Here is a 24,837-nt window from a genome sequence, read left to right on the forward strand (position 1 = left end):
AATAATGCTAGTTCAAATACTGCGTGATGTCAACCAAGCGGCCTTCCACGGCGGTAATAGCTGCTACCAGTGGGCTGGCAAGCAAGGTGCGGGCGCCGGGGCCCTGGCGGCCTTCGAAGTTGCGGTTGGAAGTAGAGACACAATAGGCGCCGGCCGGAATCTTGTCGTCGTTCATGGCGAGGCAGGCGCTGCAGCCCGGTTCGCGCAGCTCGAAGCCGGCGTCGGCCAGCACCTTGTCGAGGCCTTCGGCAATGGCCTGCTGCTCCACTTGCTTGGAGCCGGGCACGATGATGGCCTCTACGTGGGCTGCTTTCTGCTTGCCCCGCACGTAGGCCGCTACCGTGCGCAAATCCTCAATGCGCGAGTTGGTGCAGCTCCCGATGAACACATAGTTGATTTCCTTGCCCAGCAACGACTCGCCCGGCTGGAAGCCCATGTAGCGCAGTGACTTATCAAAGCTGGTGGCCTCGCTACCCCCGTTGAGCACTGGAATGCTGGCCGAGAGCGGAATGCCCATGCCGGGGTTGGTGCCGTAGGTAATCATGGGCTGAATGGCCGAGGCATCGAACTGCAGCTCCGCATCAAACACGGCATCTTCATCCGAGTAAAGGGTCTGCCAGTAGGCCACGGCGTGGTCCCAGTTCTCGCCCTGGGGCGCAAAGCGGCGCCCTTCCAGATAGTCGAACGTGGTAGCATCCGGCGCAATGAGTCCGCCGCGGGCGCCCATTTCAATGCTCATATTGCAGACCGTCATGCGGCCTTCCATGCTCAGGCCCCGAATGGCGCTGCCCGCGTACTCCACGAAGTAGCCGGTGGCACCGCCGGTGCCCAGCTGCGAAATCACGTACAGAATCAAATCTTTGGCCGTTACGCCGGGCCGCAGGTCGCCGTCCAGAGTAATGCGCATGCGCTTGGGCTTGTCGAGCAACAGGCATTGTGAGGCCATCACCTGCGTTACCTGACTGGTGCCAATGCCGAAAGCAATGGTGCCAAAGGCGCCGTGCGTGGAGGTGTGGCTGTCGCCGCACACTATGGTCAGGCCGGGCTGCGTGATGCCCAGCTCCGGCCCAATTACGTGCACAATGCCCTGGTATTGGTGACCCAGGCCATACAGCTCCACGCCAAACTTGGCGCAGTTCTCGGTGAGCTTATCCACTTGGGAGCGGGACAGTGGGTCCTGAATCGGCTGATCCTGGTGGCGCGTGGGCACGTTGTGGTCGGCGGTAGCTACTATCTGCTCCGGGCGGCGCAGGGTGAGGCCGCGGGCCGTTAGCTCTTCAAACGCCTGGGGGCTGGTTACTTCGTGAATCAGATGGCGGTCGATGTAAAACACCGTGAGGCCGCCGGCTACTTCGCGCACCACGTGCGCGTCCCAAATTTTATCAAATAAGGTCTTAGCCATGAGAGAGGGGTGGGGGCGGGTTAGAATAAAGCAGACCGTCAGGCGTAGGCGGTGCTACGCATGACGGTCTTTCGAGAGGCGTGTTTAGCTGACGGTAACGAGCTGCTCCTGCTCCACCATCACGTGCAAGTCCTCGTCAACCACTTCTTTCTGGCGGTCGGCCAGCACGAGGAAGGAGGCGTAGGCCTTGTTGAGAGCAGTACGGTCGAAGTCGTAGCCGATTTTCTGGAGGCGGTAGGCCAGGGCCGCACGGCCGGAGCGGGCCGTCAGCACAATGGCCGAATCGGGCATGCCCACTTCGCGCGGGTCGATGATTTCGTAGGTTTCGCGGTGCTTGATAACGCCATCCTGATGGATGCCGCTGGAGTGCGAAAAAGCGTTGGCGCCCACAATGGCCTTGTTGGGCTGCACCGGCATGCTCATCAGGTGCGACACCATGGCCGAGGTTTCGGCGAGCAGTTTGGTGTTAATGCCGGTCTCGAAGTTGAGGTAGGGGTGCTGTCGCAGCACCATCACCGCCTCTTCCAGGGCCGTATTGCCGGCCCGCTCGCCTACGCCGTTAATGGTGCATTCTACCTGCTGAGCACCGTTGAGCACGCCAGCAATAGAGTTGGCCGTAGCCATGCCCAAATCGTTGTGGCAGTGAGTGGAAAGGCGCACGTGCTCAATGCCACGCACGTTATCCACCAAGTACTTGATCTTGGCCCCATACTCGCTGGGCAAACAGTAGCCGGTGGTATCCGGAATGTTCAGCACAGTAGCACCGGCGCGAATAGCGGCCTCGCAGACTCGGGCCAGAAACTCGTTACCTGTGCGCCCCGCGTCTTCCGCGTAAAACTCCACGTCTTCCACGAAGGACTTGGCCAGCTTCACGGCCGCCACCGCCCGCTCCAGCACTTTCTCGGGGGTAGTGCAGAGCTTGAACTTGATGTGCGAATCGGAGGTGCCAATACCGGTGTGAATGCGCGGGTATTTGGCTGATTTCAACGCCTCAGCGGCCGTGAGTATGTCATTCTCCACCGCCCTCGAAAGGCCGCAGACCGTAGCGTAGCGCGTCTGGGCTGCAATGGCTGCCACTGCCGCAAAGTCGCCGGGGCTCGACACTGGAAAACCCGCCTCAATCACGTCGACGCCGAGTAGCTCTAGCTGTCGGGCAATGAGGAGTTTCTCGTCGCGGTTCAGCTTGCAGCCCGGCACCTGTTCCCCGTCGCGCAGGGTCGTGTCGAAGATGTGGATTTTCTGAGTTGCCATGTTTCTAGAGTTCGTCAGCGAAAAATGCTGCCTGCAAGTACATGGCCTGGGCGCTTCAGCAAAAACCAGCGGCTGACGCGGTTACTATTTCTAAAACGAGTAATTTATTTTGTAAGATGTTGGTTATTAGTAATTAAACTTTGGTGTGGATACAATGGCAAAAGCAAGAAAGAACGGGGCTTCTCGCCGATAAGTAGAGGTAGGGCCTAGCGTAGTGGTCCGGTGCTAGGCCAGTTGTACACTCACAATTTGGGTCTGAAAGCAAAAAAGGACTTCAGCCCCCGGCAGGAGAGCCGCAACTGAAGTCCTATCTTCGGCCGCAGGCCAACCAGTAGGCCTACTTCTAGAGTTACCCGATGCTATTAACCATTACCACCACCCATCAACCGGCCACTGATTTAGGCTATCTGCTGCATAAGAACCCGGCCCGGCTACAGTCCCTGGACATTGCGGCGGGACAGGCGCATATCTTTTATCCGAAGGCTACCCCCGAGCGCTGCACGGTGGCCCTGCTACTCGATATCGACCCTGTGGCCCTGGTGCGTAGCCACCGCGGCCCGGCCGGCGAAGGTTTCGCGCTGGAACAGTATGTAAACGACCGGCCCTATGTAGCCTCCTCGTTTCTAAGCACGGCTCTGTCCAAGGCGTTCAATACCGCCATGAACGGCACCTGCAAGGACCGCCCGGAGCTGCCCGAGGTGCTGCTACCCCTGGAAGCTACCGTAGCCGTAATGCCCGCCGCCAACGCCGAGCAGCTGCAGCGCCTGTTCAGCCCCCTGGGCTACGAAGTAACCACCGAGGCCCATGCCCTGGACCCCACGGTGCCCGAGTGGGGCGACAGCCGCTACTTCACGCTGCGCTTGCGTCACGCTGCCTTGCGCCTGCAGGACCTGCTTTCCCACCTATATGTGCTGATTCCGGTGCTCGACAACGACAAGCACTACTGGGTAAATGCCAGCGAGGCCGAGAAGCTGCTGCACCGGGGCGCTGCTTGGCTACCCCAGCACCCGGATCGGGAGTTTATAACCCGCCGCTACCTGCGCAACCTAGCCCAGTACGTGAATCCTACCCTGGAGCGGCTGCTGGAAGGTGACGAGCCTTTGGACGACGAAGCTGCTGATTTTGAGCGGCTGGAAACCGAGGCCTCCGTGGGTGCCGAGGCAACTCAGGCCCTAGGCCAGTCGGCAGCCCGGGAAAAGCAAAGCCTGCACGATATACGCCTGGACCGGGTGGCGGAGGAAATCCGACGTCTGGGCGCCAAGAGTGTGCTGGATTTGGGCTGCGGCGAAGGCAAGCTAGTACGCCGGCTGCTGGCTATTCCGCACGTAGAGCATGTGTTGGGAATGGACGTTTCGCATCGGGAGCTGCAGCGGGCCCAAGACCGGCTGCACGTAGCCGAAATGCCCCCACGCCAGCGCGAGCGACTGACGCTCACCCAAGGCTCTTTGCTCTACCACGACCCGCGCCTGAGTGGCTATGATGCTGCCGCCGTGGTGGAGGTGATTGAGCACCTAGATGAAAGCCGTTTGGCCGCCTTCGAGCAGGTAGTATTTGCCCGGGCCCGCCCCGGCGCAGTGCTGGTTACTACCCCCAACGCCGACTACAACCAGCGCTACGAAACCCTCTCCGCCGGTCAGTTCCGGCATACCGACCACCGCTTCGAGTGGACGCAGGCGCAGTTTCGGGAGTGGGCCGCTGGCGTGGCTGAGCGCAACGGCTACCGAGTGCGGGTAGAGCCGCTGGGGCCGGAAGCGCCCGAAGTAGGGGCCCCGTCCCAGCTCGCGGTGTTCGAGCGGTAAGATTACCGTTCGTATATCTGGTAGTAGCCCGACTTTAAGTATTCCTGGTCGCGGGCGCTCAGTGCTTTTCCCCTGAATTCGGCCAGAATGGAGTTGGCTTCTTCCAGATCAGCTACCCCAAGCTCCCGCACGGCATGGCCCCATTTGTACAAAGCCACGTGCCCGAGGGTTGAGAATAGGCCGGGCCGTATCTGGACGCCGTCCATTTCGTGGCCTTTGATGGGGGTGAAAAAGTCAAGCTTCTTACCCGGCTGAGTGTCCTTCAGGATTCTTTTCCGCAGTTTGAGCTGCGCCGCGGTAGCTCCGGTGTTGCCAGTAGTTTTAACTGCTGCGGAATCCAGGGACTGCGCCTGCCCCGCACCCACGGTCAGGAGGAGCACTACACAAGCACTAATGACAAATCTATTCATGGCGAAAACGTGGCGGTAAGCATGCAAACATAAGCCGCCATCTTTACCTGTTCGCCACGTTGCATGCCTTTTCAGGATACCGGCTCTGTTAGCGGCCTTATCTGAACTATACTTCCTATCCATACACTGCCACCGCAAGGCCTTTTGCCTTTACTTCTTCCCATGCCTTACGATACGCTCAAGTTGCCCGAATTGTCCCTGGTGTTGCTGATTGGCACCTCCGGGGCGGGGAAAAGCACATTTGCCCGCCGCTTATTTCGATCTTCCGAAATCGTTTCCTCTGACCAATGCCGGGAGTTGGTGGCCGATGATGAAAACGACCAGTCGGCCACGCCCGATGCCTTTGCTCTGTTGCACTACCTGGTGGGGCTGCGCCTCAAGCGCGGCCTGCTCACGGTGGTAGATGCCACCAACGTGCAGCCCGAAGCCCGCAAAACGCTCGTGCAGTTGGCCCGCGACTATCACATACTGCCCACAGCTGTTATCCTGGATGTGCCCGACCGCGTAGCGGAGGACCGCAACCGGGCCCGGGCGGAGCGCATGCACATGGGCCGCCACGTAATTCCGCAGCAGCGCCAGCAGTTGCGCCGGAGCCTGAAAACCCTGAAGGCGGAAGGCTTCCGCCACATCTACCACCTGCGCGGCACCGAGGAAATCGATGCTGTGCAGTCCGTAGTGCGCGACCCGCTCTACAATAACCGCAAGCACGATACCGGGCCCTTCGACATCATCGGCGACGTGCACGGCTGCTACGACGAGCTGGTGCAGCTGCTCACCAAGCTGGGCTACTTCGTGGAAGCCGAACCCGTAGCGGATGCGCGCGACCTGGGTGTGCATGTGCAGGCGCCCGAAGGCCGCCGGGCCCTGTTCCTGGGCGACCTGGTGGACCGCGGCCCAGCCTCGCCACAGGTGCTGCGTCTGGTTATGCGCATGGTGCAGGATGGCACGGCCCTGTGCGTGCCCGGCAACCACGACATCAAGCTGCTGCGCCACCTCAACGGCAAACAGGTCAATGACAAGCACGGCTTTGCCGAAACCCTCCAGCAGCTTGCCGGCGAGTCGGATACTTTTAAAAGCCAGGTGCGCCAGTTTCTGGATGGGTTGGTCAGCCACTACGTGCTCGATGGCGGCAAACTAGTGGTGGCCCACGCCGGGCTTCGGGAAGATATGCAGGGTAGGGGCTCCGGGGCCGTGCGCGCCTTTGCTTTGTTCGGGGAAACGACGGGCGAAATCGACGAGTTTGGCTTGCCCGTGCGCTACAACTGGGCCTCCGAGTACCGCGGCCGCGCCATGGTAGTGTACGGCCACACGCCCGTACCGGAACCCGAGTGGCTTAACAACACCATTGATATCGACACCGGCTGCGTATTCGGGGGTAGGCTGACGGCCTTGCGCTACCCCGAGCGGGAGCTAGTAACGGTGCCGGCCGCGCAGGTGTACTGCGAACCGGTGCGACCCCTGCGGCCGGCCGAGGTAGCCCAGGACGCAGCCCAACTCACCGCCCAGCAGCAGCACGACGACCTGCTCGATATCCGCGACGTTACCGGCAAGCAGATTATCCGCACCCGCCTGCTGCCCTCCGTTACCATCCGGGAAGAAAACGGTGTGGCGGCCCTGGAAGTCATGAGTCGCTTCGCCCTGAACCCCAAGTGGCTGCTCTACCTGCCGCCCACCATGTCGCCCTCAGAAACCAGTGCCCTGCCCGATCTACTGGAGCACCCCGCCGAAGCCTTCGACTACTTCCGCCGCCAGGATGTGCAGCGGGTAGTGTGTGAGGAAAAGCACATGGGCAGCCGCGTGGTAGTGGTGTTAGCCAAAGATGAAGACGCCGCCCGCCGTCGCTTTGGGGTAGTAGGCGAGGGGCCCGGCAAATGCTACACCCGCACCGGCCGCAACTTCTTCAACGACACCGTTCTGGAAACGGCTTTCCTGACTCGCCTGCAGGAGGCACTAGCTACTGCCGGCTTCTGGGAGAAGTTCAGCACTGACTGGCTGTGCCTAGATGCCGAGCTGCTGCCGTGGTCGGCAAAAGCGCAGGAACTGATAAAAAACCAATACGCCGCCGTAGCTGCGGCCGCCACGGCTGCCCTGCCGGTTGCAGCTGGTGTACTAGCCCAGGCCGCTACGCGAGGCCTCGATGGTGTAGAGGCGCTACTGGCCCGCACCACGGCCCGGCAAGCCGCAGCCGAGCACTATGCCGAGGCCTACCGCCGCTACTGCTGGCCGGTGGAAAGCCTGGCAGATCTGCGCCTAGCGCCCTTCCATCTGCTGGCCACCGAAGGCCGCACCTACTTCGATAAGGACCACGCCTGGCACATGGAAACCCTGCGGGCTATCTGTCTCGCCGATGAAGGCCTGCTGCGTGCTACCCCTTACCGGGTGGTAAACCTGGCGGATATCACCGATGTGGAAGCCGCCACCCAGTGGTGGACCGACCTGACGGCTGCCGGGGGCGAAGGTGTGGTGGTTAAGCCTTACGACTTCATCCCGGCCGGGCGCAAACACTTGGTGCAACCCGCCCTGAAGTGCCGAGGGCGCGAATACCTGCGCATCATCTACGGCCCCGACTACTTGCTGCCAGGCAACCTGGAACGCCTGCGCGAGCGAGCCGTGAAAACCAAGCGCAACCTGGCCCTGCGGGAATTTGCCCTGGGCGTGGAAGGCCTGGAGCGCTTCGTGGCGGGAGCCCCCTTGCGCGAGGTGCACCAGTGCGTGTTCGGCGTGCTGGCCCTGGAAAGTGAAGCCATTGACCCCCGCCTCTGATGAACGACACCATGCACACCTGGCTTCGAGAGGTAGTATGGGAAGATTGTTGCAGACCTAGTGGGAAAAAATACAACGCTGCCGCTCGCTACAATGCGAGCTGCTTCCGGGCAACCACCCGCCAAGATTCTTAGCTATAAGCAACAAGTCCCACCCTGGCCCAGGGTGGGACTTATTTATGCTGAGAAGCCCGCTTTTTAACTACTGGCCGGTTACGGCAAAGGCCGCTTTCCCGACACTTAGTCGCCCGCAGCTAGTTGCCTTCAGCGAAAAGCGCGAAGCCTGTCTCTACTTTCTCGGTGGCTTTGGAGCGCAGCTCGCGCACCGTGGCACCGGTCTGCCACAGCTCCGAGTCACGCACTTCCTTCAGTTCTGCTTCCAGCTCTTGGCGGTAGCCGGGAGTAGAGCCACGCTGGATGGTGCGGGCGGCTTCTTGGCCGGAGGCTACGCTGTCGTACAGCTCGTTGAGTACGGGCAGGGTAGCGTCGCGGAAGCGGCCTTTCCAGTCGAGGGCGCCGCGCTGGGCGGTTACGGAGCAGTTGCTGAACATCCAATCCATGCCGTTTTCACCTACCAGCGGCACGAGGCTCTGAGTGAGCTCTTCCACGGTTTCGTTGAAGGCCTCGGAAGGGGAGTGGCCGCGCTGGCGCAACACCTGGTATTGGGCTTCGATAATGCCAGCCAACGCGCCCATCAGCACGCCCCGCTCGCCGGTGAGGTCAGAATATACTTCGCGCTTGAAGTCGGTTTCGAACAGGTAGCCCGATCCTACCCCAATGCCGAGAGCAATGGCCTTCTCGTAAGCCTGTCCGGTAGCGTCCTGGAACACGGCAAACGAGGAGTTCAATCCGCCCCCAGCCACAAACAGGCGGCGCAAGCTAGTGCCGCTACCCTTCGGGGCCACCAATACCACGTCCACATCCGCGGGCGGAATGATACCGGTCTGGTCGTTGAACGTGATGCCGAAGCCGTGCGAGAAGTACAGTGTTTTGCCGGGCGTTAGCTTGGCTTTCAGCGTAGGCCACACCGCAATCTGGCCGGCGTCGGAGAGCAGGTTGGCGATGATGGTGCCGCGCTCGGCCGCTTCTTCGATGTCGAATAGGGTTTCACCTTCTACCCAGCCATCCGCTTCGGCCTTGCTCCAGGAAGCCGAGTCGCGGCGCTGCCCGATGATGACGTTGAAGCCGTTGTCGCGCAGGTTCAGCGCCTGGCCGGGGCCTTGCACGCCGTAGCCAATCACGGCAATGGTTTCGTCTTTCAGAATGGCGCGGGCTTTCTCCAAAGGAAATTCGTCGCGGGTTACTACGTGCTCTTCTACGCCGCCAAAGTTGATGGTTGCCATGATGTTGGATATTGGGTTGGAAGATGAAAATCTCGGTTTGTGTAGAGTGAGCCTACATCGTGAATACCTTGTCGCGGCTGTTGAGGTAGTCGTTTTCGCTGACCTCGTGGCTGGGCTCTATGCGCTCGAACTCGCGGAGCTGGTGGTGGAAGCCCTGGCTGTTTTTGATGATGGCAATACGGGCCGAGCGCACGAACTCGATGAGGCCGTAGGGCTGCAGCACCGTCAGAAGCTTGTCGGTTTCCTCGCGGTGGCCGGTGGTTTCGAACACAGTGTAATCCTTGCGGATTACCACGGCGCGGGCCCCGTGCTCCCGCAGCAGCCGCTCTACCAGGGCCCGCTCGGCAATGACGTCGGTGGGCACTTTGTAGAGGGCCATTTCCTGCCAGATGACGTCCTCATTGGGGTTGAAGTACACCTTGAGCACCTCCACTTGCTTCTCAATCTGGCGGGCAATCTTGCGCACCACCTCCTCAGTTTCTACCACCACAATGTTGAAGCGGTGGATTCCTTCGACCTCCGAAGGGGAGGTGTTGAGGCTCTCGATGTTGATTTTGCGGCGGGAGAAGATGATGGCAATGCGGTTCAGCAGTCCCACCTGATTTTCGGTGTAAGCCGTGATGTTGTACTCCCGCCGGTCGATGGATTGCTGTGTCATAGTATTGGTCACTAGATAGGCCGTCATGCTGAGCGGAGTCGAAGCATCTCTACCGCTTCGTTGAGTTGTTGCTAGGCCAGTTGGTTAGCCAGAGGGAGGGATGCTTCGACTCCGCTCAGCATGAGGTTCTTTCAAACCTGTTAGCTCGCGCTCTACTTCAACCTTATCTCCCCAACCCCGCAACCTTGCGGCACCATAGGGAAGATGTTGTTCTCGCGGGTCACCATCACTTCCAGCAGGAAGGAGCCGGGGTGCTCCAGCATCTCGCGGAGGGCGGCTTGCAGGTCGGGGCGGCTGTCTACCCGGAGGCCGGCGATGCTGTAGCCGCTGGCCACGGTCACGTAGTCGGGGCTGGCAATGTCCACGAAGGAGTAGCGCCGGTCGTGGAAGAGCTCCTGCCACTGGCGCACCATGCCCAGGAACTGGTTGTTGAGGAGCAGAATTTTCACGTTCACGCCCGTCTGCATGATGGTACCCAGCTCCTGAATCGTCATCTGAATGCCCCCGTCGCCAATGACGGCTACCACGGTGCGCTCGGGCGCCCCGTACTTAGCCCCGATGGCGGCAGGCAGGGCGAAACCCATGGTGCCCAGGCCACCGCTGGTGATGTTGCTGCGGGTGTGGTTGAGCTTGGCATAGCGACAGGCTACCATCTGGTGCTGGCCTACGTCGGTTACAATGATGGCCTCGCCCTGGGTCAGCTCATTCAGCTGCTGAATTACCTCGCCCATGGTCAACTCGTCGGAGGTCGGGAACAGCTCGTCCTGGATGACGGCCGCTATTTCCTCCGCGTCGTGGTCCTGGAAGCGCTGCCGCCACTCGGGGTAGGTGCGGGCTTCCAGTAGCTCCGTGAGCAGTGGGAGGGTTTCCTTGCAGTCGCCCCACACCGGCACGTTGGCCTTCACGTTCTTGTCGATTTCTGTGGGGTCGATGTCGAGGTGAATCACCTGGGCTTGCCGGGCGTACTTATCCAAGCGGCCCGTCACTCGGTCGTCGAAGCGCATCCCGATGGCAATGAGCACGTCGCACTCGTTGGTCAGCACATTGGGGCCGTAGTTGCCGTGCATACCCAGCATACCCACGTTGAGAGGGTGACCGGTAGGTAGGGCACCCGCCCCAAGGATGGTCCAGGCGGCCGGAATACCGCTTTTCTCAATGAACTGCTTGAACTCCTGCTCTGCCTGGCCTAGTAACACGCCTTGGCCCCACAGCACCAAGGGGCGCTTGGCCTGGTTGATGAGGGCCGCCGCCTGCGCCACATATTCTGAGCGCACGAGTGGCCTAGGGCGGTAGCTGCGGATGTGGGTGCAGGGCTGATACGGCGCGAAATCGGCCTTCTGCATCTGGGCGTTTTTGGTGATGTCGATCAGGACCGGGCCGGGCCGGCCGCTGCGCGCGATGTAGAAGGCCTTGGCTAGCGCCTCCGGAATCTCACTGGCGTCCGTTACCTGGTGGTTCCACTTGGTAATGGGCGTGGTGATGTTGATGATGTCGGTTTCCTGGAAGGCATCGGTGCCCAGCAAGTGCGCAAACACTTGACCCGTGATGCACACCAGCGGCGTGCTGTCAATCAGAGCATCGGCTAGGCCAGTCACGAGGTTGGTAGCACCGGGGCCGCTGGTCGCAAATACTACCCCCACCTTCCCCGACGAGCGCGCGTAGCCCTGGGCCGCGTGAATGCCGCCCTGCTCGTGGCGCACCAGCACGTGGTTGAGCTGCTCCTTGAAATCGTAGAGCGCATCATAAATCGGGATGATGGCGCCGCCCGGGTAGCCGAACACGGTATCCACGCCCTCCGCCAGCAGGGCGTGCAGCGTGGCCTCAGCCCCCGACAGCGTTCGGGTAATGGACTCCGCCGTGGCTACGGCCGTTTCAGCCGAGGTTGGCGCGGGCTGGGGTTGTGAGTTCAGGTACATGGTCTTCCTGGTAATCGGTGATACAGCCGCGGCTTGCGTCGCTCACGGTGCGGATATACTTCAGCAGCACGCCTTGTTGCACATTGGGCCGGGGCCGCTGCCACTGCTGGCGGCGTAGCTCCAGCAAGGCGTCATCTACCTGCACATCAATGGTGTTGGTGCTGGCGTCCAGCACAATCCAGTCGCCGTCTTCCACCAGCGCAATGGTGCCGCCGTCGTAGGCCTCGGGGCACACGTGCCCAATCACGAAGCCATGAGTGCCGCCCGAAAAGCGGCCATCTGTAATTAGGGCCACTTTATCACCCAGGCCGGCGCCAATGATGGCCGAGGTTGGTTTGAGCATTTCCGGCATCCCCGGCCCGCCCTTGGGCCCCACGTAGCGAATCACGACGACCTGGCCGGGCTGAATCTTGCCCTGCATAATGCCTTCGTTCAGCTCTTCTTCGGAGTTGAACACGATGGCCGGCCCCTCAAACCGCAGGCCTTCTTTCCCCGTGATTTTGGCCACGGCACCTCTCTGGGCCAGGTTGCCATACAGAATCTGAATGTGGCCATCGGCTTTGATGGGGTTGTCTAGGGGGCGCAGTAAATCTTGCTCGGCGCCTAGAGGCTGCACGTTGGCTAGATTTTCGGCGAGAGTTTGGCCGGTTACCGTCAGCAGGTCGCCGTGGAGTAGGCCTAGGTTTAGCAGCGTTTTCATTACGGCCGGCACCCCGCCCAGGGCCGAGAGGTCTTCCATCAGGTACTTGCCGCTGGGCTTGAGGTCGGCCAACACCGGCGTGCGGTTGCTCACTGCCTGGAAGTCTTCCATTGTAAGGTGCACACCGGCGGCGTGGGCAATGGCAATCAGATGGAGCACCGCGTTGGTGGAGCCGCCTAGCACGGTGGTCATCACCAGGGCATTTTCAAAGGCCTCACGCACCAGAATGTCGCGGGGCTTGAGGTCGAGCTCCAGCAGGCGGCGCAAGTAAGCGCCGGCCGTCAGGCACTCCTGTTGCTTCTCCTGGCTAACTGCAGGGGAGGACGAGGAAAACGGGACGCTCATGCCCAGCGTTTCGATGGCCGCCGCCATGGTATTCGCCGTGTACATGCCGCCGCAGGCGCCAGGGCCCGGGCAGGCATTGTGGATGATGCCCTTGTAATCCTCGTCCGATATCTGTCCCTGCAGCTTCTTGCCGTAGGCCTCAAAGCACGATACAATATTGAGCTGCTGCCCCTTAAAGGTGCCGCCCTTAATGGTGCCGCCGTACACCATCAGCGAAGGCCGATTCAGGCGCGCCATGGCAATGAGGGCACCCGGCATGTTCTTGTCGCAGCCCATCACGCAGGCTAGGGCATCGTAGTTGTGCGCCCCGGCCATAGCCTCAATTGAATCAGCTATAATTTCCCTGGAAACCAGGGAGTAGCGCATGCCCGCCGTGCCATTCGTAATGCCATCCGATACCCCAATGGTGTTAAACCGCAGCCCCACCAGCCCCTGCTCCTGCACGCCTACCTTCACCTGGTCGGCCAAGCCGTTGAGGTGCATGTTGCAGGTGTTGCCCTCGAAGCCCGTGGAGCAGATGCCCACAAACGGCTTGTGCAAATCAGCATCCGAGAGCCCCGAGCCAATAAGCATGGCTTGGGACGCCGGCAGGCTGTCGTCTTGGGTGTAGATGCGGCTGTATTTATTCAGGGTCATTAGGTGGAGAGGTTAGATAGGGGAGCTCAGAACTTAGAGGTGGTGTTTTAATCGGCGAATTCTAAGCTCTAACTTCTAGGTTCTCAGCTTTAATGGATTGTCCCGTTACCAAGGCGTGGTAGTGGCTGGCGAGCACGCCGCCGATGGAGTGCTGGAATGACTTTTCAAACACGATATCATCTACCGAGGCAATGCCGATAACCTCAGCCGCGGTGCCCGTCATGAAGGCCGCTGAAGCAGTGCGCAGCTCGTCCGGCGTGAAAAACTTCTCGTGCACCGTGATGCCGGCCTCCCGTGCCAGATCAATAATGGTATTGCGGGTGATGCCGCGCAGAATGCTGCCTGCGGGAGCGGTGTACAGCTCCCCGTCACGTTCGAAGAAGAAGTTGGCGCCCGGACCCTCAGCCACGTAGCCGTTCATGTCCAGCAACAGGGCCTCATCGTAGCCTCGGCCCTTGGCCTCCGTGCTGGCAATGATGGAGTTAACGTAGTGGCCGCCTACTTTGGCCTCGATGGGCACCGCTTTGGGGTTGGGCCGCTCGTAGGGCGAGATGGTGAGGCGCAGGCTCTGGTCGCCGAGGTATTTGCCCCATTCCCACACCGCAATCAGCAGGTTGCTGGAAGTGGCAGCTTTCAGGCTCATGTTGGGCGTGGCGGCGTACACCAGCGGGCGGATGTAGGCGTCCGTTAGGTTATTGCGTTCCAGTACCTCGTAGCTGATGTGCGTGAGTTCTTCCACCGAATACTCCAGGGGAAGCCCTACTGCTTTACACGAGTAATGCAGCCGCTCGTAGTGCTCCTCTGCCTTAAAAATGCGGGTTCCGGCGGGCGTATTGTAGGCTCTGATACCTTCGAATACAGAGTAGCCATAGTGCAGCGACTGGGCATACACCCCGCAGGTGGCCTGCTCGGCCGGTACAAACTCGCCATCCAAAAAAGCGACGGTATTATTGGTGTAGTACATGGGGTAAAGGGGGTAGGGAGAAAATGAGTAGCCGCTAGGGAAAAGCCCTTCTCGGCACCGGGCTAAGAAAGGCAGCAGGAGAAAGCAGGGGCAGGGAGGGCGGAAGCTCGTCGTCGGCTTGGCTGGGTTCTATTCCCTTCCGGGTATAGCTGCCGCGACTAGTAGGCCTGGCCGGCGTTACCCGCAGGCCGATAGCCTGCCTAGTGTCCGCAGCTGACACAAGAAATAGTGCAGACCAGGAGGTGGAAAAAGGCTCGGGTATATCATATTTACAGCGGTAGGGTGCCTGCAAGTACCACTGCCGATATGCCCGGTTAAAACTTTTTTCTTGCTTTGATACTATTTCAAAATCTTTATAAAAATACTATAATATATTAACTGTCAGAGGATTGCATTTTAGATAAATACGATGCCCAACGAAAACTCCGACCCGGTTTTTCAACTCATCAAGACCCTGACGCGCACTGAGAAGCGGCACTTCCGGCTGTTTGCCAACCGGCAAGGCTCCACCGATGGGCTAAAGTTTCTGCAGCTTTTCGATGCCCTAGATGCACAGGAGCGCTACGATGAAGACCGGGTGTTAGCTCAGGTGCCAGCCATCAAAAAAGTGCAAGTAGCCAACCTAAAGGCCAACCTATACCGGCAACTGTTGGCCAGTTTGCGCATGTACCACGCCGGCCACAATCTCGATATTCAGCTCCATGAGCAGCTCGACTACGCCCGCGTGCTCTACAACCGCGGCCTGTACCAACAGAGCCTGCGCATGCTGGAAAAAGTGAAAGCCCAGGCCCAGCAGGCCGAGATGAAGCACATTGTGCTGCTAGTCCTGGATTTCGAGAAGAGTATTGAGGGACAGTACATTACCCGTAGTCTGCGCGGCCGGGCGCGGGAGCTGTCGGATGAGGCCACCGATACCGTGCGGCACGTAGCCCGCGAGCATGAGCTTTCCAACCTGGCCCTGCGCATGTACGGCCGCTACCTCAAAATCGGGCACACCCGCAACCAACAAGACCACGATAAAATCACGGCTTACTTCCGGCAGGGACTGCCTGCGCTAGACCCGCGGCAGGCCGGCTTTTTTGAGCAGCTTTACTACTACCAGGCCCACGTTTGGTATTACACCATTACCCAGAATTTCTGCTTCTGCTTCCGCTACGCCCAGAAATGGGTGGATCTGTTTGAGCATAACCCTCTCATGCGCGAGCAGCAGGCCATGCTCTACATCAAGGGCCTGCACAACTTGCTGATTACGGCGCACAATATGCTGTATTATAGTAAGTTCGAGCAAGTGCTAGCACAGTTGGAGGCCTACGCCGCCGACTCCGACCGGCGCAGCAGCCCCAACATTGAAATGCTGCTGTTTCTGTACATCTACACGAACCGGCTCAATGGGTACTTCATGCGCGGGCAGTTTACGGAAGGGCTAACCATCATCCCGGAGCTGCTGGAAAAGCTGGACTACTTCCGCATTCAGCTCGACTCGCACCGGCGGCTGGTGTTCTACTACAAAATTGCCAGCCTCTACTTCGGCAGCGGGCAGCCCGACAAGGCCATTGAGTACCTCGACAAAGTCATTTACTTCAAAGAGGTGAGTCTGCGCGAAGACATTCAGTGCTTTGCCCGCATTCTTAATCTGATTGCCCACTATGAGGCTGGCCGCGACGAGGCCCTGGACTACCAAATTCGCTCGGTGTACCGCTTCCTGGGCAAAATGAACGATCAGCAGCAGATGCAGGAAGCCATTTTTCAGTTCCTGCGCACCCTCGGCGACATAACGCCTTCCGAGCTGAAAGACGCTTTCATCAAGCTGAAAAACCAGCTCATCCGCATTGCCGAAAATCCCTACGAACGCCGCCCTTTCCTCTACCTCGACATCATTTCCTGGCTGGAAAGCAAGATTGAGAACGTGCCGGTGCAGGAAGTAATTCGGCGTAAGTTCAGGCAGCTGAAGTAGCAGTCTGGCGGGAAGGTAGTACGTCGGGGCGCCGCCGGGCTAGTCGGTCTAGCATCAGCAGGCTGACCCCGCCGGCTACGCAGAGCCAACCCAGCACATTGCCCACGCGGGTATAGAGGGTAGGCACCGGCGCGCCTACCGGCATGCTGACCAGTAGGGTGCTTCCCGGCATAGGTTGGCTGGTTTGCTGAGCCAATATGCGGCCGTAGGCATCACTTACGGTCAATAATCCTAGGCGCGCGGTTCGCACCACCGTGTATCCGTTTTCTACCCCTCGGGTGGCCGTCATGCGGGAGGCGAGCCAGGCATCGAGGGTAAAATCCCAGGCCAGCACCAGTAGCACAGCCGCCTGCCGGAGGCCGTAAGCGCGGCCCAGTGCGGCAAAGTGCATGTCTTTGCAAATGGCAAGGCCGTAGGGCTGACCCTTGATCAGGCGCACATCGTAGGCGCGGCCGGCGCTGAACTCGCGCTCCGGCGGGGCCAGGTAATGCTTCTGGTAGGCGGCGCTGAGCTTGCCGGCGGGCGTAAACAGCCACAGCAGGTTACGGCGCTGCCGGCTGTCGTCGGTGCCGACGCCTACCTCCAGCCACACGCGGTGGCGGGCTGCAAGCGCCCCGAACTGCTGCTGCCACTGCCGGGCCTGGGCCGGAGGCAACACCGCTAGCTTCTCGGGTAACACCACCACCTGGGCGCCTTGCGCAGCCAGGGTTGCTACGTGCTGCTCATACTGGCGCCGGATGTTGGCCACGTAGGCCACTGAGGCCTGGGGGCCAATAGCATCATCAATGGCAACAAGCCCGAAAGTGGTTGTGGGGCCCGTGAGGGGGCGTTGCAGGCGCCAAAACCCGAAGCCAAGCGCCGCCACGAGCAGCAGAGCCGTAATGGCGTACGCCCTGGCCGCTCCGGGCAGGCGGCCGTACGTGCCGGCCATGGCCAGCGCCGCCGGTACCAGCGTCACCAGAAATAGCAGGCCTGCTACCCCAAATAAGGAGGTGAGCTGCAGCAGCGGCAACTGGTCGGCTTGTGAGTAGGCTAGGCTACCCCAGTTGCCATCCGGTAGCAAAGCCGCCATCAACGTGTCTAGCATCACCCACAGCACCGGATACACGAAAACCGTCCACCCGGCCTGGTACCGCACCACCAGGCGGCGGGTGGTTATCACGATAAAGGTCCAGAGCAGGGTTTGCGCCAGTACTACGGCCACGGCCGCCGGCCCGGGCATCACTAGCTGGTAGTAGGGGAAATTCGCGCTGACCCCAACCAGCGCCGCCAGTGCCACCAGCCAGCGCACCTCCCCGTCAGGAGTCCGGAAGGCCAGGCCTAGCAGCAAGGCAGGCGCCAGCCATGCCGCCCACCACACCGGCTCCAGACCTACGGCCAGGCGCAGCAATAAGCCCGTGATGAAGAAGCCGATCAGCCTGAGCCAGAAAGGACGAGCGAAACCCGGAGAAGTCATGAATGGTCAGACGGGTAGAGGTACGGCAAGCGGGTAGAAGAAATGGATTACAGGGCTATCAGTGGCTTGCCATCCAGCGCCTGCGCGAACAGCCAACCTACTGCACTGGCATACAGCGCCGCACCCAGCCACGTCAGCAGCGTGGCGTGCCGAGGAATTACTTTACCGATAACCCAGCCCAGCAAAGGCACGGCTTGTAGGGCGTGCAGGCCCAGAAAGTGGGCTAGGCGCAGGTCGCCGGCGCGGGTGCTCCAGCCGAGGCCGGGCAGGCCGGGGCCGCCATCGGGGGCGCCTACCGTGTGCTGGTTCTGGTGAATCATCATGCCGCCCAACACGCTACCCACCAGGAACAGCAACAGGCCCAGCCGCACGCCCCACACGTAGCCGGCACTGCCGTGCGGCCGGTGCCGCCACACCAACACCACCGCCCAGATGGTCAGCACGGTATTCAGCATGATGAACACACCCATCAGATTGAACACCAGGATGTCGAAGCCACTGGCAATGTTGTAGTGCGAAGTGGTGCCCCGCGCCGCCTGCCCCGTAATGCATATCATTTCTACCACCATGCTCAGGGCCACACCCCAACTAATGCGGCGTACCGACTTTTGCGCCTCGGCCGGCAAATCGGCCAGCAGCCAGCCCAACGTCCAGAGGTAGAGCAGGCCCGATAGCGCAAACTTGGCCGGCTTCACCCACACCGGCAGGCCCGTAACCATGCGGTCATCGAAGGGCAAGAGCACCAACGCCAGCACCAAAAAAACCACATGCACCCAGCCGGCCCAGGATAGAATCGGGTTTACGCGGTGCAGTACCCGCTGCCACTCGGCGGCGTAGGTGAGGGGAGAAGCAGCGCGGTGGTTTAGCGCTTGTTGGGTGTCGGTTGAACTTGTTTTCAGGGGTAGGGCGGCAGACATGGCGACGAGAAACTAAAGCGTGACAGGAGCAACAGAAGCAGTAACATCGCGGCCGTAAAAGCGCCGCACCAGGGAGTAAAGCAGCAGTCCCACCGGGCCCAGCAGAAACGTGAGCAGCAGGCAAGGCACCAGCAGCAGGTGGGGCACCCCGCGGCGCCGGGCATCCAGGCTTTCCCAAATGCCCAGGCACAAATCGAAGCACAGGTAATGCACCCAGCCGGCCAGCAGGGCCCACGGGTTGCGGAACAGCGCTGCTACCTCTTGCAGGGAGCTGAAGCCTCCCTCCGAAGCATGCGCCCCCAGGTAGTGGCTGCCAATCAGCAGGGCATAAGTTGCGGCCAGCAGCAGGGGTAGGGCGCCGCTGAGCACGAGTCGGCGCGTAACAGCCCAGCGCGGGGCCAGTATCAGCAGGCCCCAACCTACCATTGCTACTGGGTTAGCCAGGGAAAACAGAAAGTCGGGGGTGAGAGTCATACGGGTCGCAGATAGATGACCTTGTAAACATGGCTGAAAATCAGACACGGAGCACGCGCAAGTGGGGTGAAGCAGCCGCCCCGGCCGGTGAGCCGTAGGGCCCGGCAGGGCGAAGCGCGGCCATCGAGGCACAACTTACCCCGCGCGGCGGCGTACTTTTGAGCCGTGGAACCCGCCTGTTTACTCCGCCTGCTACTGACCTCGTCTGTTCTGCTGCTCAGCGCCACCTCTGGCCGGGCAGCCACTGCCCCCGCGTATTCCGACAGCACCTTCGTGCGGCAGAAGCACCGTCGGGCCGTGTTTCAGTTCGACCAGCGGTTCTCCATTCTCAATGGGAAAGTAGTGGGTATCAATGGGCTGAAGGGCGGCATTGAGTGGCGCGGACGCTGGCGCGCAGGCCTGGGCGTGTACCGCCTCTCAGGTGGCGTGCCTACCCGCATCGAGCAGCCCGAAGGCACCCCGGCCGGCACCCGCGACGAGGTGCGGTTTCGTTACCTGGTGGCCTACGGCGAGTATGTATTTATCGGGAACCCACGCTGGGAGTTGAGCACGCCCCTGCAGCTGGGCGGCGGCAGCTATTACACCAAATACTACTTCCCCGATGGCGGTATCCGGCGTACCAATAGCCAGTTTCTGTTTGTCATCGAGCCTTCCATTGCCGCCCACTACCGCGTTTTCCGCTGGATAGGCCTAGGAGCCGGCACCGGCTACCGGCAGGTAATGGCCGCCGGCAAGCTTCCCCAGGACGATATGAGCGGCGTCATCTTCTTCGGCCGCGTCAAGCTCTTCCTAGGCGACTTCATTAAAGTGGTACGCGGCCACGAGCGGCTGTTCTCGCAGCAAGGCCTGGAAAACACCCGACTTAACCACGAACCCCGCTAGCCAGTACGGCTCTGCGAGGCTCAGCGTAAACTCCTACCCCCTGAAAAAGCCCAAACCCCTACTTCCGTGCTGGAAGTAGGGGTTTATGGGTGGTGCTGATTATAAAACGGGGCTTTGGCCGGTTGCGGTTAGCGCGGCACCGCTACGCCTTTGGCCGACAGCGGACGGCGTAGCACGTAACGACGCACGTACTCGCTGGGCTCGCCTTTGGTGTAGTTGATGGGCTGCTCCAGAATCTGCACAATTTCCCAACCCCGGCTGCCCATGTAGTTGAGGGCGCTGATGGTGGTAGCAAATACCTGAATCTTGCCGGCTTCGCGCACTACCTGCTCCGAGCCGCCGAGCTTCTCGTAGCCGTACCCGAAATCCACGTAAATGTCGCCGCTCTTCTCCTTTTCCGGCTTGCCCAGATTAACCGCTCCCGTCCGCATCAGTTCGCAGAATTCGTAGCGGATAGGATCGGCCTGCACGGGGCGTACGGCCGACGGGGTCTGGGCCCGGCTGGCCGAAGCCAGAACAAGCATCAGGACTAAAAGAGAGAAGAAGTGCTTCATGTGGAGTTAAGGATAAAAAGAGAGGTAGCGAAAGAAGGTGCCCACCCAATTTCAGTAAATGTTTTAATAAGCTGATTTTGAGGGGCTAGGGTGCAGAGGCTGGTCGTAAGGAGCTATGTGGCCCAACTGCCTCTGCTGCAAGGCCTGATAACCAGGGCGAAAACCTTGTACAAAACAACGGATATTTTAACAAAACCAATAATTGTAGGCGCGCAGCTACCGGAAATCCTGTGGCCGCGAGTATCTGCCGTATTCTGGCAAGCGGGGCCACACAAGGAAACCAGGTTGCACCGAAGAGATACCTGGCCCCACACGCTTTTATCATTAAGAAATAACGATGAAAAGCCTGTCATTCTGAGTATTCCGCGCATCAAGCGGGGGCAAAGGACCTCCCGCGTTAGTGATTATTACCGCTAACGAAGCGGTAGAGGTCCTTCGCGCGCTCAGGATGACAGGTGTAGGCCAGGCCTGAGTGTTCAACTTTTTAATGTGTAGCTGCGGGCATTTACTTGCCTCAGGAAATTGAGGCACTACGAAGGGTGCTTAGCCGGTCGAGCTTGCCGGAAGCGGTGCTGCTGAACTGCGGCACGAATACCAGCTCCCGTGGCAGCTCGTACTTGCCCAGGCGCTGGCTCAGGAGCGCCTGGAGCTGCTGCTGCTGCTCGGCGGGCAGCGCGGGGCCTTCCAGAAACGCAGTTACCTGCTCGCCCAGGCGCTCATCGGGGCGCCCGGCCACGAAGGCGCGGGTGGTAAGCCCCAGCTCCATCAGGGCCATTTCCAGCACCTGCTCCACCTTTTCGGCCTGCACTTTCACGCCGCCGCTGTTAATCACGAAGTCGGCGCGGCCCAGCCACTCGAAGGTGTGCGCGTCCAGCAGGTTCACCCGGTCGTTGGTGGTGATGAGCTGACCCCGCGTTACATCGGCCTCGATGGTGAGGCAGCCTCGTTCATCCTGGCCCACCTCAATGCCAGGCAGCACCCGGTAGGCGGGGGTAGGCGCGGGGCCGTTGAGGCAGCGCAGGGCGATGTGGGAGGCCGTTTCCGTCATGCCGTACGTAAGGTACACGGGTACCGTCAGCGGCTGAATGTCGCGCTCCAGACCCTTATCTACGGTGGCACCGCCCACCAGAATACCTTTCATGCGGTTCAGGCGCGGGGCGTGGCCGGCGGCCAGCACCGCCCGCAGCTGCAGGGGCACGAAGGAGGTAAAATCAAAATCAGCCTCGGCGGGCACCAGGGCCAGCGGGTCAGCCTGGGGCTCTACAATGGTCAGGTGCATGCGCCGCTCAAAGCCTCGCACCAGCATCATGATGCCGCCCACGTACTCGCAGTTCAGGCACACCAGCATCCGCTCGCCGGGGCCCAGGTCGAAGTAGTCGCCGGTGCGGCGGGCCGAGGCTTCCAGCTGCCGCCGCGTCATGGTCACGGATTGCGGCGTGCCGGTAGAGCCGGAGGTGTGCAGGGTAAACTCCTGGGCCCCATTCAGCCACTGTCGGCAGAAATCCAGTACCCGGGCTTCGTAGCCATTTAGGTCGGTGGGCGAGTTGGCGGGGTACTGCTGAATATCGGGGTAGCGGAACTCGCGGCCGTTGAGCAGAAGGGTATCGGGGAGAAGGTTGGGGGTAGGAGTCATATACGGCATCAAACGAAAAACCAGCGGCCCGCGCTGCCTGCCCAAAGTTAGCGCAGCAGCCAGCGCTGGTAGGCGGTGGCGGAAGGAGCCGTGAGCAGGCACAGCACCAACAGCAGCAGGCCGCCGGCCACCAGCTCCCAGGGGCTGCGGGTGAGGTAGTACGAAATAAGCAGCGGCAGGCTTAGCAGGTTCAGCAAGCTGTTGCGCAAAATCAGCCGCCCCTGATAGATACGCAGATTCTCCTCGGACCGCCGCCGCAGGTTGGGCCGCATCCGGCGGAAAAGCCACCAGAGCAGGGCTCCCACCACCGGAATCAGCAGGCCCAGTGCCACCAGCACCGGCGCGGAGGCCGCCGGCAGCCGGGTAGCTGGTTCGGCCCCGGCTCCTTTGCCAGCCGCCAGCACAAGGCCCGTCATCAGGAGAGCCTGCGCCGGGAAATGAACCCAGTGCGTGCGCCGGATGCGGCCAATGGCCTGATGGAACTCGGTATGGTTCATGGGCGGGAGAGGGGGTAGGCGCAGGGCACCACCTGGGTAGAAGAAAGATACGCTACCAATGAATACCAGGCCAGGGCCAGTGGCCGCCTACCCCTGCCTAACCGCCCAACCCCGTAAAGCTCCCGCTTCAGCAGGCAGAAAACGCGGCCGGGCTTGACTTCGGCGCAATAAACCTCGTATCTTAAACAAGTCACCAACCACCAAACGCCATGCAGCCCACCGCCCCAAGTCCGTTTGTTCTGGCCCGAACCTGCGTTTTCCGGCGCTACCTCACGTTCCGCAACCAGGTAGCCATGCCGGCCGCTGCTCCCGTGAAGGATGCGGCCCGCCAAGCCCGTAAGCTGCTCAAGAAACGAATGAAGGATGAGCGCCTGCGCAACTTCTTCGGCTGGTGCGAAGGCTGCGCCGCATATGGCTCTATCTTCTAAATTTGAACAAGGCATAAAAACGGCAGCGCTACCCAAGTAGGGTAGCGCTGCCGTTTTTACAGGAGGTTAGTCCCACCATTCTTCGTATTCATGCCACGGGCACTCTACCCACACGTTATTCTGGGCCGTGAGCAGGTATTCAGCGAAGCCCCCTAAGATTTGGTGGCCTTCTATGTCGTCGGGGCTCCACATTACGCGGCCGGCCAAAAAGCTAACAGCCAGCTCCTCCCACGAGTTGAACTCGCGTAGTGCCAGCTTCGCGCCTACGTTGAAATAGTGAAATGCCGTGTCATCATCGAGCAGTCCTACGTCGCGGGTCCAGTAAGCCAGATTAACGATGCGGGCGTAATCCCAGCCGGCAACGGAGCCTACCTGCCGATGGCGGAGAAAGTCGCTTTCATCAAAATGTGGGCGCCAGCGGGCCGGGTCGCTGTGGAGGCGGGGCTGCAGTTTGGCTCGGTGGCCGGTAGTGTGCAGGTCCCGTAAGCACTGCAGTGCGTCGGTGGGAGTCTGGATGCCCCACCATTGAGCCAACGAGCGGCGAGATTCTTCTTTCCTTTTCTTCTTGATGGGAACCAGCCTTTTCATGGGTTGGTCGCCGTTATAAAACAGAATAGCGCCCGTTGCTATTGCCCGTTTTGGGCCGGGGTTTAACTCAATCTGCTCTCCGGAAATCTTGTAATCATACGGGTCCGGTACCCCATAATCATTGATGTTTTCCTCTTGATCTTTTGTCATAAAAAACTAGCGTTAGGAGGGGTGATATGAATAATTGGAGCTACGTCTTAATCTATAAGCCTGGTGTAGCTACTGTGCAGCACTTGTTCCAGGTAATAAGCGACTCAGCAGCTAAGCCTGTTCGGTACTGTACTACTTGCTTTTGGTAGGCTCGGGCAGCAGCTTAAAGTACGTGGCCTTGAAGCGGTTATCTACTACCTCGCCCTGCACCTCGGCCCGCCGGACGGCCTGGCAGAAACCGTCTTTGGCGTGGGCGTCACCGTGCGAGTCAATGGTAGTGCCGTCCACGAAATAGGCTTTCCCGTCGAAGCGCACCGCCAGATCGCAGCTTTTGCCTGGTAGGCCCAGCTGGCACTGCCCGCAGGAAGCCTGCACCACGCGCACGTCTTTTTTGGGGTCAGGAGCCGCCGTGGTAGTTGTGGTTTGGGCCTGCGCTGCCGATACGGTAGCGGCGCTGGTCAGCAGCAGGAATAGCAACGATTTCATGGGGTGAGAAAAGGTGAGTGTGTTTCGGGTATTCTGGCTTACGTAGCGGCCACCATAGTAGCCACCGCGCCTGCCGATACGGTCATGTAATAGTTGGTGCAATGAATGGCTGTCAGTAAGATAAGTTGCTTATCCTCAAAGGTTTCGAACAAGCCGGTGCTGTGAATGGTGTAGTCGTAGTTGGCGTTGCTCCACTTGAAATCGGGCTGGATGGTCAGCAGCTCCTGGCCGTGCTTGTCCTGCAGCACATACGTGTTTTTCAGCACGCTCTGGTTTTTCAGAACCAGTGCCCGGCCCTCGCCGCCCAGCCTGGATTTCAGCACGATGTTGCCGTTCCAGTGCATCTTAAAGCTCAGTAACACCGATGCTTCCTGATTCTTCAGCTCAATGGTAGTGCCCCAAAACCCTTTGGGTTCTGCCCGCAGCGAAGTGCCATCGGCCAGAGTCAGCACCGCCTTAAACGAAAACCACTCAGTGTAGTGCAGCTCACCCAGCGCGGCGCCCTCCGTCAGCAGCCGGAACGTGCGGGATTCCATCGATTTAACCTGGTATTCAGCCATAGAGGAAGTTGTTAAGACTGGAAAGCATTCAGATGGATAGCCCCGTACTACGCCCGGTGCATTACAGGCCGA

At 60.3% G+C, this 24,837-nt stretch carries 22 protein-coding genes; 5 read left to right on the forward strand and 17 right to left on the reverse strand.

Going from position 1 to position 24,837, the window contains the following annotated elements; genetic code table 11:
• Positions 1-7: 7 nt before the first annotated feature.
• Positions 8-1,402, reverse strand: coding sequence for a 3-isopropylmalate dehydratase large subunit (gene leuC, locus FGZ14_RS01500; RefSeq protein ID WP_139920474.1), 1,395 nt, complete (start codon positions 1,400-1,402; stop codon positions 8-10).
• An 84-nt stretch (positions 1,403-1,486) separates the two neighbouring features.
• Positions 1,487-2,653: a 2-isopropylmalate synthase gene (locus tag FGZ14_RS01505; RefSeq protein WP_139920476.1), complete on the reverse strand. Its 1,167-nt coding sequence runs from the start codon at positions 2,651-2,653 to the stop codon at positions 1,487-1,489.
• A 356-nt stretch (positions 2,654-3,009) separates the two neighbouring features.
• On the opposite strand from FGZ14_RS01505, the gene FGZ14_RS01510 reads away from it, so the two are divergent.
• The gene (locus FGZ14_RS01510) at positions 3,010-4,452 is read left to right on the forward strand and encodes a 3' terminal RNA ribose 2'-O-methyltransferase Hen1 (protein ID WP_139920478.1); all 1,443 of its coding nucleotides are present in this window, start codon (positions 3,010-3,012) and stop codon (positions 4,450-4,452) included.
• Positions 4,453-4,454: 2 nt separating this feature from the next.
• Here FGZ14_RS01510 and FGZ14_RS01515 read toward each other — a convergent pair whose 3' ends face one another.
• Positions 4,455-4,862 carry a hypothetical protein gene (locus FGZ14_RS01515; protein WP_139920480.1) on the reverse strand — a complete coding sequence of 136 codons (408 nt, stop codon included), beginning with the start codon at positions 4,860-4,862 and terminating at the stop codon, positions 4,455-4,457.
• 162 nt (positions 4,863-5,024) lie between these two features.
• Between FGZ14_RS01515 and FGZ14_RS01520 the strand changes: the two genes are divergently transcribed.
• Complete coding sequence (locus FGZ14_RS01520) at positions 5,025-7,625, forward strand: polynucleotide kinase-phosphatase (protein ID WP_139920482.1); 2,601 nt, start codon at positions 5,025-5,027, stop codon at positions 7,623-7,625.
• 253 nt (positions 7,626-7,878) lie between these two features.
• Here the strand turns inward: FGZ14_RS01520 and ilvC are convergent, their stop codons facing one another.
• The 5 genes from ilvC to FGZ14_RS01545 form a co-directional block, all read right to left on the reverse strand.
• Positions 7,879-8,967 carry a ketol-acid reductoisomerase gene (gene ilvC / locus FGZ14_RS01525; RefSeq protein ID WP_139920484.1) on the reverse strand — a complete coding sequence of 363 codons (1,089 nt, stop codon included), beginning with the start codon at positions 8,965-8,967 and terminating at the stop codon, positions 7,879-7,881.
• Between the two features lie 52 nt (positions 8,968-9,019).
• The gene (gene ilvN, locus FGZ14_RS01530; protein WP_139920487.1) at positions 9,020-9,625 is read right to left on the reverse strand and encodes an acetolactate synthase small subunit; all 606 of its coding nucleotides are present in this window, start codon (positions 9,623-9,625) and stop codon (positions 9,020-9,022) included.
• Positions 9,626-9,777: 152 nt separating this feature from the next.
• Entirely contained in the window at positions 9,778-11,541 is a 1,764-nt protein-coding gene (gene ilvB, locus FGZ14_RS01535; protein ID WP_139920489.1) for a biosynthetic-type acetolactate synthase large subunit, read from the reverse strand.
• The gene (gene ilvD, locus FGZ14_RS01540) at positions 11,498-13,222 is read right to left on the reverse strand and encodes a dihydroxy-acid dehydratase (RefSeq protein ID WP_139920491.1); all 1,725 of its coding nucleotides are present in this window, start codon (positions 13,220-13,222) and stop codon (positions 11,498-11,500) included. Before ilvD ends, ilvB begins: the two co-directional genes overlap by 44 nt.
• A gap of 61 nt (positions 13,223-13,283) precedes the next feature.
• Complete coding sequence (locus tag FGZ14_RS01545) at positions 13,284-14,186, reverse strand: branched-chain amino acid transaminase (RefSeq protein ID WP_139920493.1); 903 nt, start codon at positions 14,184-14,186, stop codon at positions 13,284-13,286.
• 409 nt (positions 14,187-14,595) lie between these two features.
• Between FGZ14_RS01545 and FGZ14_RS01550 the strand changes: the two genes are divergently transcribed.
• Complete coding sequence (locus FGZ14_RS01550) at positions 14,596-16,140, forward strand: hypothetical protein (protein WP_139920495.1); 1,545 nt, start codon at positions 14,596-14,598, stop codon at positions 16,138-16,140.
• On the opposite strand, the gene FGZ14_RS01555 is transcribed toward FGZ14_RS01550, so the two are convergent.
• The 3 genes from FGZ14_RS01555 to FGZ14_RS01565 are packed head-to-tail and all read right to left on the reverse strand — an operon-like array spanning position 16,124 to position 18,987.
• Entirely contained in the window at positions 16,124-17,596 is a 1,473-nt protein-coding gene (locus tag FGZ14_RS01555; RefSeq protein ID WP_139920498.1) for a nitrilase-related carbon-nitrogen hydrolase, read from the reverse strand. The two genes, FGZ14_RS01550 and FGZ14_RS01555, sit on opposite strands and share 17 nt — an antisense overlap.
• A 47-nt stretch (positions 17,597-17,643) precedes the next feature.
• Complete coding sequence (locus tag FGZ14_RS01560) at positions 17,644-18,513, reverse strand: hypothetical protein (RefSeq protein WP_139920500.1); 870 nt, start codon at positions 18,511-18,513, stop codon at positions 17,644-17,646.
• Between the two features lie 12 nt (positions 18,514-18,525).
• Positions 18,526-18,987, reverse strand: coding sequence for an ABA4-like family protein (locus FGZ14_RS01565; RefSeq protein ID WP_139920502.1), 462 nt, complete (start codon positions 18,985-18,987; stop codon positions 18,526-18,528).
• A 165-nt stretch (positions 18,988-19,152) separates the two neighbouring features.
• Here FGZ14_RS01565 and FGZ14_RS01570 point away from each other — a divergent pair, with 165 nt between their 5' ends.
• Positions 19,153-19,869, forward strand: coding sequence for a hypothetical protein (locus tag FGZ14_RS01570; RefSeq protein ID WP_139920504.1), 717 nt, complete (start codon positions 19,153-19,155; stop codon positions 19,867-19,869).
• A gap of 128 nt (positions 19,870-19,997) precedes the next feature.
• Here the strand turns inward: FGZ14_RS01570 and FGZ14_RS01575 are convergent, their stop codons facing one another.
• The 3 genes from FGZ14_RS01575 to FGZ14_RS01585 form a co-directional block, all read right to left on the reverse strand.
• Entirely contained in the window at positions 19,998-20,423 is a 426-nt protein-coding gene (locus FGZ14_RS01575; RefSeq protein ID WP_139920506.1) for a hypothetical protein, read from the reverse strand.
• A 514-nt stretch (positions 20,424-20,937) separates the two neighbouring features.
• Entirely contained in the window at positions 20,938-22,056 is a 1,119-nt protein-coding gene (locus FGZ14_RS01580) for an AMP-binding protein (protein ID WP_139920509.1), read from the reverse strand.
• A gap of 47 nt (positions 22,057-22,103) precedes the next feature.
• Positions 22,104-22,553: a hypothetical protein gene (locus FGZ14_RS01585; protein WP_139920511.1), complete on the reverse strand. Its 450-nt coding sequence runs from the start codon at positions 22,551-22,553 to the stop codon at positions 22,104-22,106.
• Positions 22,554-22,762: 209 nt separating this feature from the next.
• On the opposite strand from FGZ14_RS01585, the gene FGZ14_RS01590 reads away from it, so the two are divergent.
• Positions 22,763-22,981, forward strand: a complete 219-nt coding sequence (locus FGZ14_RS01590) for a hypothetical protein (RefSeq protein ID WP_139920513.1) — start codon at positions 22,763-22,765, stop codon at positions 22,979-22,981.
• 66 nt (positions 22,982-23,047) lie between these two features.
• On the opposite strand, the gene FGZ14_RS01595 is transcribed toward FGZ14_RS01590, so the two are convergent.
• The 3 genes from FGZ14_RS01595 to FGZ14_RS01605 form a co-directional block, all read right to left on the reverse strand.
• Complete coding sequence (locus FGZ14_RS01595) at positions 23,048-23,719, reverse strand: DUF1266 domain-containing protein (protein ID WP_139920515.1); 672 nt, start codon at positions 23,717-23,719, stop codon at positions 23,048-23,050.
• A gap of 132 nt (positions 23,720-23,851) precedes the next feature.
• Positions 23,852-24,205: a DUF6370 family protein gene (locus tag FGZ14_RS01600; RefSeq protein WP_139920517.1), complete on the reverse strand. Its 354-nt coding sequence runs from the start codon at positions 24,203-24,205 to the stop codon at positions 23,852-23,854.
• A gap of 38 nt (positions 24,206-24,243) precedes the next feature.
• Positions 24,244-24,765, reverse strand: a complete 522-nt coding sequence (locus FGZ14_RS01605; protein WP_139920519.1) for a hypothetical protein — start codon at positions 24,763-24,765, stop codon at positions 24,244-24,246.
• Between the last annotated feature and the right edge of the window lie 72 nt (positions 24,766-24,837).

The sequence above is a fragment of the Hymenobacter sp. DG01 genome (genome assembly GCF_006352025.1).
Taxonomy (GTDB): domain Bacteria; phylum Bacteroidota; class Bacteroidia; order Cytophagales; family Hymenobacteraceae; genus Hymenobacter.